General features: G+C 71.7%; 5 protein-coding genes. 1 reads left to right on the top strand and 4 read right to left on the bottom strand.

All coding sequences use genetic code 11. The annotated features are described in order from the left end of the window. Window positions 1-216: 216 nt before the first annotated feature. The 3 genes from otsB to ITI46_RS17360 form a co-directional block, all read right to left on the bottom strand. Complete coding sequence (otsB, locus tag ITI46_RS17370; protein WP_209240475.1) at window positions 217-2799, bottom strand: trehalose-phosphatase; 2583 nt, start codon at window positions 2797-2799, stop codon at window positions 217-219. Window positions 2800-3265: 466 nt separating this feature from the next. Continuing rightward, window positions 3266-4264 carry a LacI family DNA-binding transcriptional regulator gene (locus ITI46_RS17365; protein WP_209240474.1) on the bottom strand — a complete coding sequence of 333 codons (999 nt, stop codon included), beginning with the start codon at window positions 4262-4264 and terminating at the stop codon, window positions 3266-3268. 255 nt (window positions 4265-4519) lie between these two features. Then, entirely contained in the window at window positions 4520-5551 is a 1032-nt protein-coding gene (locus ITI46_RS17360) for a DUF3048 domain-containing protein (protein WP_209240473.1), read from the bottom strand. Window positions 5552-5983: 432 nt separating this feature from the next. On the opposite strand from ITI46_RS17360, the gene ITI46_RS17355 reads away from it, so the two are divergent. Then, window positions 5984-7609 (top strand): esterase/lipase family protein, encoded by a 1626-nt coding sequence (locus ITI46_RS17355; RefSeq protein ID WP_307808208.1) that lies wholly within the window; start codon window positions 5984-5986, stop codon window positions 7607-7609. Window positions 7610-7700: 91 nt separating this feature from the next. On the opposite strand, the gene ITI46_RS17350 is transcribed toward ITI46_RS17355, so the two are convergent. After that, on the bottom strand, window positions 7701-8720 hold the full coding sequence (locus tag ITI46_RS17350; RefSeq protein WP_209240472.1) for a PHP domain-containing protein: 1020 nt from the start codon (window positions 8718-8720) through the stop codon (window positions 7701-7703). Between the last annotated feature and the right edge of the window lie 82 nt (window positions 8721-8802).

Genomic DNA, 8802 nt, shown 5'->3' with positions numbered 1-8802 from the left:
CCTGCGCGCCACCCCGGACGAGAACTTCCCCGCCCCCCAGGCCGTCTCGGACGCCCACCTCCGCACCCTCCTCGACCCCGCGAACCACGCCAGCCCCTGGAACCAGGCACCCTGGCACGTGATCAGCCTCCCCGACCGCCCCCTCTGAGCCGCGGGGGAACACAACGGTGCCGGGCCACCGCAAGGAGCGGCGGCCCGGCGCCGGCCCGTGACCGGTCAGCGGGCGAGCAGCTGGGCGCAGCGGATCAGGCCCAGGTGGGAGTACGCCTGGGGGTGGTTGCCCAGGGAGCGCTCCGCGATCGGGTCGTACTCCTCGGAGAGGAGCCCGGTGGGACCGGCCGTGTCGACGATCTGCTGGAACAGCTCCCCCGCCTCGGTGCGGCGGCCGGTGAGCAGATACGCCTCGATCAGCCAGGCCGCGCACAGGTGGAAGCCGCCCTCGTCGCCGGGCAGGCCGTCGTCACGCCGGTAGCGGTAGACCGTCGAGCCGCTGCGCAGTTCGGACTCGATGGCCGTGACGGTGGCGGCGAACCGCTCGTCGGTCGGGTCGATCAGGCCGGAGAGCCCGACGTGCAGGGACGCCGCGTCGAGGTCGAGTCCGTCGTAGGCCGTGGTGAACGACTGGGCTTCCGGGCTCCAGCCGTTGTCGAGGACGTCCTTGGCGATCCGGTCCCGCAGCGGTACCCAGGACGGGTCGGCGCTGCGGTCGTAGATCTCGGCGAGCTTCACCGCGCGGTCCAGGGTCACCCAGCACATGACCTTGGAGTAGACGTGGTGCCGGGGCTTGTCACGCTCCTCCCAGATGCCGTGGTCGGGCTCGCTCCAGCGCCGGGAGACGGCCGCGGCCATGCCCTCGACCAGCTCCCAGTCGCGGTCGCGGATCCGGCCGGTGGCCTCGGCCAGGTGGGCGACGAGCTCCACCACGGGCCCGAACACATCGAGCTGTACCTGCTGGTCGGCGAGGTTGCCGACCCGGACCGGCCGGGAGCCCGCGTAGCCGGGAAGGCCGTCGATCACGGCCTCCGGGCCCAGCCCCGTGCCCTGGAGGGTGTAGAGGGGGTGCAGCCGCTCGGGTCCTGGCAGCGTGTCCAGTACGCGGTGCAGCCAGTCGAGGAACGCCTCGGCCTCTGCCGTGGAGCCCAGGGTGACCAGCGCCTGCGCGGTCATCGAGCCGTCGCGCACCCAGCAGTAGCGGTAGTCCCAGTTGCGGACGCCGCCGATCTCCTCGGGCAGCGAGGTGGTGGCCGCGGCCATGATGCCGCCGGTGTCGGAATCGCACAGGCCCCGGAGGGTGAGCGCCGAGCGGGCCACCAGGTCGCGTTCGAAGCCGGGCAGCTTGAGCTTGCTCAGCCAGTCCGACCAGTACCGGTCGGCACCCGCGCGGCGGTCCTCCTCCGGTGTCGTGGCAGCCGTCAGATCGTCGGTGCCGCACCGCAGCTCCAGCACGACCGGATGGCCTTCGGAGAGTTCCACCACGGCGTGCGCCGTCTCGTTCACCCCGTCGGAGGTGACCTCCCAGCGCACCCCTGGGGAGCGCAGCACCATCGGCTCCGCCGTTCCGAGGATGCGCAGGCCCTCCGCCTCCGGCACCAGCCGTACCGGCACCTGGCCGAACTCGGGGCGCGGGGCGAACTCGACGGCGACCGCGGTGCTGCCGGTGAGCACCCGGACCAGCTGGGTGCGGTGTCCGGGCAGCCCGTGCTCGAGGTAGTCGGTCACCAGGAGACGGGACCAGCGGGTCTCGACGGTCATCGTCCCGGGTACATAGCGCTGCCCCAGCGGCAGCGGGCTGCGCGGTGCGCCGCCTGCCGGGTTCGCGGCGCCTGCCGCGCGGCGGCCTGCGAGGGAGTGGGGCCGGACGGAGAAGTGTCCTGCGCCGGGGCCGCCCAGCAGGTCGGCGAAGACCGCTGCGGAGTCGGGGCCCGGGTGGCACATCCAGGTCAGCCGGGCGTCCGGGGTCAGCAGGGCTACGGTGCGCTCGTTGGCCAGCATGGTCAGCCGCTCGATCGGCGGGCTCTGCTGGCCGTAGAGCCAGGCACGCCGCTCCTCCAGCAGGAACGCGAGCGCGGTGGCGACGTCGGTGGCGTCGGAGATGCGGTACTGGGCACCGGTGTCGCCCTCACCGACCTTGATCCCGACGTCCGGCCCCTGCAGGCGGGCGAAGGCACGCTCGTCGGTGGTGTCGTCACCGAAGTAGACCGCCGCGCTGGCACCCACCTGGTGGCGGAGCGTGTCCAGCGCGTTGCCCTTGTCGGTCGCTATCACCGACAGCTCGATGACGGCCTTGCCCTCGGTGACGTGTATGCCCTGCCAGGTGGCCGGGCCGGAGCGGACCGCTTCCAGGGCCCGCTGTGCCGTCCCGGCCTCGGCGCGCCGCAGATGCACCGCGACACCGGCCGGCTTGGGCTCCAGCGTGACGCCGGCCGCCTGCGCCGAGATCTCCTCCAGCTCACGCTGCAGCTCGGCCCGCAGCCTGGCCGCCTCGGGCTCGAGCTGGTGGACGAAGCCGATGTCGAACTCCGAACCGTGGCTGCCCACCAGATGCACCTCGGCGGGCAGCCGGGAGAGGGTGGCCAAGTCGCGCAGCGCGCGCCCCGAGATCAGCGCAGCGGTGGTGGCGGGCAGCGCAGCGAGCGAGCGCAGCGCGTGCACGGACTCGGGCACCGGCCTGGCCTGCGCCGGATCGGGGACGATCGGCGCGAACGTACCGTCGTAGTCGCTGGCGACCAGCAGACGCGGGGTCCGGGCGAGCTGCACGAGGGCGCGCCGGAGCTCGGCGGGCAGGGCTTCGGCGGTCAACGCCTCACTCTCCAAGGTGTGTGGTGGAACGGGGGGGGAAGCAGCAGTGATCGTGGCATGGGCGTGCGCGGGCGGTCCCGCCGGGCCGGGGCTTCGAGCACCTCGGGCACGAGGGCCTCGCCGAGCCTACGGTCTCCTTCGCCCTCGGGGTGAAAGCCGTGGCGGGGCCGGCAGCAGTACGCGAGGGGCGGTCCCGTCGGGGCCGCAGGTGCCGGAGTCGCCGAAGCAGAGGACCGTCTCGGGTTCCCTGAGCTGCTGGGTCCCCCAACGGCCGTTGGCCCGGGCCCGGTTGAAGGTCCCGGTCGTTGGCTGCACTGTCACGCGTCGAAGGCTAAGCAGCCGTCGCAGCCCCAGTCAACACTTTGATCGAAGCACTTCGAAAGGCTCTTCGACCAGCGGCGAGCCGACAGGCCCGGTGTTCGGCTGGAGGAGCCGCACCGCGCCGGTCAGGCCGTACGGTAGCGGGTCAGGCCGTGCCGCGCCGAACGTAGGAGAGTTCGAGACGGGTGCTCTGGATCGGCCGGTCCGGCTCCCGCACCCGGTCGAGCAGTATCTGCGCGGCGACGCGGCCCGACTCCCGGAACGGCTGCCGCACCGTGGTCAGGTCCAGCGCCTCGGCGAGGTCGCCGTCGTCGAAGCCGACCACCGCGAGATCGCCGGGAATGCGCAGGCCGCGGGCGCGCGCGGCGCGCAGCACACCGGCCGCCAGATAGTCGTCGTGGGCGAAGACGGCCGTCGGCGGCTCCTCGGCGTCCAGCAGTTCCCCGGCGGCCTGGGCCGCGGCGTCCACGCTGTTCTCGACCAGCCGTACGCGGGAGTCCGGCAGGTCCGCCCCCGCCGCGTCGCGCAGCCCGGCCCGGAAGCCCGCAAGCCGCTCCTGGCACTGCGAGGCGAAGTCCGGGGCCGCCTGGGTCTCGCCGACGAAGCCGAACCGGGTGTGCCCCGCGGCGGTCAGCTCCTCGGCGACCAGCCGGCCGCCGGCCGCGTCGTCGATGCTGACGCTGCTGAACTCGGCGCGTGCCAGCTCCACCAGCACGGTCGGCAGCGTCTTGCCCCGCAGCCGTCCGGCCACGTCGGGGGCGAGCGGGAGGGACATGACGATCAGGCCGTCCAGCCGGTGTGTGAGCGGAAGGCCGGCCAGCACGGGTGCGGCAGCGGCGGCGGAGATCTGGTCGTGGACGACCACCTCGTACTCCAGGCCGTTGACGGCCTCCAGCACGCCTTCGAGCCGCCGGGCGAACGTCGGGTATGTGGTGAACGGCGCCATGACCCCGATCCGCCCCAGCCGTTTTCGGGCCCGGGACGCCGCTTCGGCGCGGGGTGTGAAACCGAGTTCGTCGATGGCGGTCATGATGCGGCTCAGCGTGGTGGCGCGCACCTTCGACGGCGCGTTGAGAGCCAACGAGACGGTGGAGATGCTGACTTGGGCGCGCTCGGCGACGTCGTAGATGGTGGCCCGGCTCATCCCCGAATCCTCCCTCACTCCCGGTGCACGGCGCGGGCACCCCTGGCGGACACAGCGACGCAACGCTATCAAGCTTCATCGAAGTGCTTCGATTCCGGTGCGTCGAATCTCAAGCCGCGCGAAGGAGTCCGCCCCCTGCGGCCGGGGGCTGCTCGCCGGCGCCGTCGCGTAGCACCCCGGTGCGGGCGCTCCGGCACATCCGGCCGGAGCGCCCGCACGGTACGGCGCTGGTCAGCGCTGGGTCAGCGCCGCTGGTCAGCGCTGCTGGTAGGCGAGCCAGACCTGCCCCGTGTGGAAGGGCATCCGCTTTCCGTTGGAGAGGGTGTAGGTGGTGTCGCCTGTCGCGCTCTTGCGCTCCCACTTGGTCGTGAACGCCTTGCCGTCGCGCAGCACTGTCGCCTCACCGCTGCCGACGGTCTTGATGTACGGCGTCTCGCCGCTGGAGTCCGGGGGCATGTCCGTCTTCTGGATGATCACGGTCCTGCCGCCGAGCCGCTTGCCCGATGTGCCCTTCGCGGGCTCGCCGTCGAAGGAGACCAGCCACCGGCCCTCCTTCGCCGACCAGGTGAACGTGGTGCGGGACGAACCGTAGTCCACCGTCTGCTCGTCGGTCGGTTTCCCGCCACTCGGCTCGGCACCGAAACGGAAGCCGATGTCGCTGGCCTTGCTGGCCTTCGGCGCCTTTCCGAGGATCTTGTCGGGGTGGCCGTAGAGGTTATGCGGGGGCTCGTTGTCGCCGCCCCGCTCGTACACGTCGGGGAAGTCGTCGTGCGAGACCCCGTACAGCGGGGACTTCTTGATCTTGTCCACGACCGCCTTGCGCGCACCGGAGTAGGCGAGTGCGGGGCGCTGGAACATCTGCATCTGCTCGACGTTGTACTCGCGGGCGCTGCGCACCGGCCCCATGGTGTCGGGGTAGTGGCTGGAGTAGATCGCGAACAGTCTGCCGAGCCCGCCCTCGACCTTCTCCACGCCGACGATGTCGGCGTCTTCGAGCGCCGTCTGCGGACGTGCGTCCTTATGGTTGTCGATCTTCACCGCGAGGACGGGGTTCTCCTTCGCCGGGAGCCCGGTGAACGGCGAGGTGAACTCGGCCTTCCGCTGCCCGTGGCCGGCCTTGGCGTCGCCCTCGTACGCGGCGAAGGACGGGGTCGCCACCACGGCGGCCACCAGCCCTCCGGCCACCGCCAGCGCGGTCAGCACCAGGCGGGTGCGGCGCGGGCGTATGCGTATCGGGCCTTTCTCGTCGCCCGAGGGGGAGGGTGGTTGGGTGGAGCTGCCTTCCATGAACGGGCCTCCTGTGGGGGGAACTTCTGTGGGGAGAGCCCACCTCACCTCCCCTCGGCCCATGACGTCAATACCCGGTACGGAGCCGGGAGTCGGCGCCGCGTGTAGTTCAACTGCCGTGCTTCCAGGGCAGGTTGCTCGACCGCACGCCGCGCGCAGCCCGATCCATGTGCCGGCCGGCTGGTGAGCCCGGGAGTCGGCGACCGCGCACTCGCCCGGAAGGAGCAGCTGCCCGGCCGTCCCGCCCGTGACGCACCCACCGTGTGCGCTATCCGACTGGTGTGCCCGTCCACGGCTGCGGCGATGCGGGGCACCCGGGCATCGGCACGGCACGCTTGCGGAGCGGGCCGGGCTGGTCCGCGCCGGAAGCGCTTCCGGTAGCTCCACGCCACGTCAGCACGTCGCCACGTCGCGCGCTTCGGGAGGTTCCGGGTGGACAAGCTGCCGATCATCTACGTACGGGGATACGCCGGGCCGACGGCCGGTATCGACGACGTGGTGGACGATCCCTTCTACGGGTTCAACCGCGGCGCCACCCACGTGCGTGTCGGAGGAGACGGCGACCCCCACTTCTACCAGTTCGAGGGCCCGCTGCTGCGCTTGATGGGCGACGAGGGCTATCAGCTGCTCGTGCAGGGCGACCAGCACCGGTACCTCCTCGGCTCGGCCGACGCGGCGCTTCCGCCGGCCTCGCTGTGGGTGTACCGGTTCTACGACCAGGCGGCGACCACCTTTCTTCCGCCCCCGCACGAGAACGTGTTCGAGCGTCTGTGGAGCAAGGTGCATCACTGGGTGACCGCCGACGGTTTCAACATCGAGGCCGCCGCCACCGGACTGTACGACCTGATCACACTGATCCGGCAGAAGACCGGAGCCCCCAAGGTCCACCTCGTGGCCCATTCGATGGGCGGGCTGGTCGTGCGCTGCATGATGCAGAAGATCTGCTTCCGGCCCCAGGAGGACGGCCGGTCCCGGCTGCCTGCGAAGGACCTGGTGGCGAAGTTCTTCACCTACGGCACCCCGCACGGCGGTATCGACTTCCAGCTCGACGCCTTCGACTGGGCGCAGCAGACCTTCGGTCCGGCCGGTTCGGACATCTTCGCCCCGGAGAAGATGTACGGATACCTGGAGCCCGGGGCGCGGTTCGGCGACACTCCCCCACGCTCGTCCGGCTTCGACCCGCAGACCGTGCCGGAGGAGGCTTTCGCGGCCGAGGACATCTTCTGTCTCGTGGGCACCAACTCCAAGGACTACGGGCCCGCCCGGCTCACCGTCGGGCCCAAGAGCGACGGCCTGGTGCGCATCGACCACGCCTATGTGCGCCGCGCTCACCGCGCCTACGTCCACCGTTCCCACTCCGGTCCGTACGGCGAGGTGAATTCCGAAGAGGGCTATCAGAACCTGCGGCGCTTCCTGTTCGGGCCCTGGCAGGTCGCCCTCGGTCTCGCGGGCCTGCCTGCCGCCGGGGACGACGAGCAGTGGCAGGCGGACATGCGCCTGGCCATCCGCGGGCTGCCGGTCATCGTCAGCGAACAGCAGGCTTCCCACTGGTGCCCGATTCAGCTCAGCCAGGAGATCCGGCGTCTGGACGGGAAGCCCGACCGCACCGTTCCGCTGGCCGGCACCTTTCTCCTGGAGCCCGCTCACTCCGAGCCGGGGATGCCCTCCGACAAGAGCGCCGCCCCGCGCATGCGCTACAGCCTCACTCTGCGGGTGTTCAAACTGGACGGACACAACGGCCACTTCCGCTTCGCCGATCACCTGGAGCAGGTCCCGGCCTGGAGCGACACCCTCATCGTCGACATCGGGCCCGCCTCCCAGGGGGACGAGGCCGGGGCATGGGCGGCGTGGAACTCCATGGTCGAGGGCTCCAGCGACCGCTTCGACCCGATCACCGAGGGCCTGCCCACGGCACAGCGGCGCCCGGTGGCGGTGGAGCGGGAGGGCGAGGACTACTTCTGCCGTATCGACCTGCCCCCCACCGCCCGCGCTCTCCCGGTACTGGGCGCGGACGCCGCGGTGCGGATCCATGTGCATGACCGCCGCACCGCTCGGTGAGCGATGCAGGGCCTTTTGATCGATGGCTGTTCATGAGCGGGATGGCTGTTCATGAGCAGCCGGCCGGCAGTCCTCGTCCGTCCGGCGCGCGTCAGCGGCTCTTGCCCGCCCAGCGCAGCAGTTCGCCGGCCGGCAGCGTGTTGACGACGCGCTCGGCCGGGACGCCGCACTCCGCGGCGCGGAGGCAGCCGCCCGGCTGCCAGTCGAGCTGGCCGGGGGCGTGTGCGTCGGTGTCGATGGCGAAGTACGCCTGAGCCGCGAGCGCCTGCCGCAGCAGCCGGCGCGGTGGATCGCTGCGCTCCGGACGGCAGTTGATCTCCACTGCCGTACCGGACTCCGCGCAGGCCGCGAACACCTCTTCCGCGTCGAACTCCGACTCCGGCCGGCCCCTTCCCGACAACAGCCTCCCGGTGCAGTGCCCGAGGATGTTCACCAGTGGGTGCCGGACGGCGCGGACCATCCGCCGCGTCATCTGCTCCCTCGGCGTCCGCAGCCCCGAATGCACCGAGGCCACCACCACGTCGAGCCGGGCCAGCAGCTCTTCGTCCTGGTCCAGGGAGCCGTCCTCCAGGATGTCGCACTCGATACCGGTCAGCAGCCGGAAGGGCGACAGCTGCTCGCTGACCTGCGCGACCACCTCCAGCTGCGCACGCAGCCGGTCAGCGGACAAGCCGCGGGCGATCGTCAGCCGCGGCGAGTGGTCGGTGAGCACCGCCCACTCGTGCCCGAGCGCCTTCGCCGTCGCGGCCATCTCCTCGATGGAACTGCCGCCATCCGACCAGTCCGAGTGCAGATGACAGTCGCCGCGCAGCGCCGCCCGCAGCTCCCGCGCCGCCTCGGGCAGCGGGGGCTCCCGCTCCGATTCGGCCTCCAGCTTCGCCAGATAGCGCGGTACGCCGCCCTCCAGCGCCTCCCGTACGACCTGTGCGGTCCGGGGGCCCACTCCCTTGAGCGATTCCAGCGAGCCGGCCGCCGCCCGCTCCTCGGCCTCCCCCGCCGGGAGCCCGGCCACCACCTGCGCGGCAGTGCGGAAGGCCCGTACGCGGTACGTCGGCGCCTGAGCACGCTCCAGCAGGAACGCGATCCGCTCCAACGCCCTCTGCGGCTCCATGTCTGCACCTTCCCCGGCCGGACCACCAGCCGTCCTTTCGCCTCGCACACAAGGCGTCACACTGCGCGCAGGCGGCGTCCCG

It is taken from the genome of Streptomyces oryzae (assembly GCF_017676365.1).
Taxonomy (GTDB): Bacteria; Actinomycetota; Actinomycetes; order Streptomycetales; family Streptomycetaceae; genus Streptomyces; species Streptomyces oryzae.
Note: the sequence above shows the minus strand (reverse complement) of the source record. Positions and strands in the feature narration are given on the sequence as shown.

Bases quoted from the DNA above. Each gene is read 5' to 3' on its own strand.
- ITI46_RS17365 (WP_209240474.1), bottom strand. From the start codon at position 4,264: ATGAGCCGGGCCACCATCTACGACGTCGCCGAGCGCGCCCAAGTCAGC.
- ITI46_RS17360 (WP_209240473.1), bottom strand. From the start codon at position 5,551: ATGGAAGGCAGCTCCACCCAACCACCCTCCCCCTCGGGCGACGAGAAA.
- ITI46_RS17350 (WP_209240472.1), bottom strand. From the start codon at position 8,720: ATGGAGCCGCAGAGGGCGTTGGAGCGGATCGCGTTCCTGCTGGAGCGT.